A 1,047-nucleotide genomic window follows, 5' to 3' on the forward strand; every position below is an offset into this window, starting at 1 on the left:
GTTCCAGCTTCTGCCCTGGACATCAGAAACATGATCTGCAGGAGACTGAAGACAAAGGTGACGATCATGCCGATGCCTGCGCCGAGGATAAAGAGCGGCAAGAGACGGCCATCGGGAGATTGGCGCATCCGCGGCAATATCAGCCAGACCGAAAAGAAAGGCAGGAGCCGGAATATCCAGTCCAGTTCTTCGGAGTAAGGCGGATTGATGAATATGCTGGCGATCATCACCAGCGGGTAGATCGACATGCCAATRGCAACCAGCCGGTCGGATCGCGACAGGTTCAAGGCCAGGCGGCCCGTGACCAGACCGTAGAGGCCCCACACCATCGACGCGAGGAGGATGAAGGAGTTAAAGTTCGGCGAAAGTCCTGGAAGGATTGCAAAGGCAAAGACCGCAATGCGGTTGTTTCGGTCGAGCGCGCCTCCCGCCCCATTTCCGGGATCGAGAACCGCCATCTTGAGTTGTTTAAAATAATTCACTATGCCGGCCCTGACCGTGTCGATACTGCCTCGCTAAGGATCGTGAAGACGGCTGTCAAGTCGCGATGAGGGCGCAATCCATGGCTTTATTCAACGTGGTATTCAGGCAACAGGCCGTTCTGGACAGACATGGTTCTATTCGACGATCGGCGGCAAACGGATACGGCGGGAAAGCCGGCTTCATCGGAAAACACGTTTGAGGTGCGGCTTGATTTGAGGGTTTGATCGTGATCATCCGACGAGCGTACTGCGGGAAGAGAAGGCGCCAACATCGGGATCAGCAGAGCCAATCGAAAGAACCGATGCAGCATTTCGTTGACGTGAAGTGTCTGCCGCTATCGCCAATATTTGCGTGTCGAACCTTCCGCCGATGATCGACCGAAGAGATAGCCGAGCCCGAATGCCACAATGCCGGTGGTGAGCAACAGTGCGCTTGCGGTGTGCGGGTGCTCTCTAACGCCGGAAACGACGGCATAAGCCTCGCGCTGCACCTCTTTGGCTGCCGACTTCGCGGCCTTGGTCAATCCCTCCGGCTGCTCGGTGGGCGTTCCGGTGAATCCGGCAT

The 1,047-nt window shown here is 56.7% G+C and carries 1 protein-coding gene and 1 pseudogene; both read right to left on the reverse strand.

From position 1 onward, the window contains the following. Positions 1–482 (reverse strand): annotated as a pseudogene (locus AC1D1Z_RS37755) (O-antigen ligase family protein); the annotation flags it as partial. Positions 483–817: 335 nt separating this feature from the next. After that, a partial coding sequence (locus AC1D1Z_RS37760) for a hypothetical protein (RefSeq protein ID WP_477853956.1) occupies positions 818–1,047 on the reverse strand: 230 nt, incomplete at its 5' end.

The sequence above is a fragment of the Rhizobium sp. P1_E1 genome (assembly GCF_056406015.1).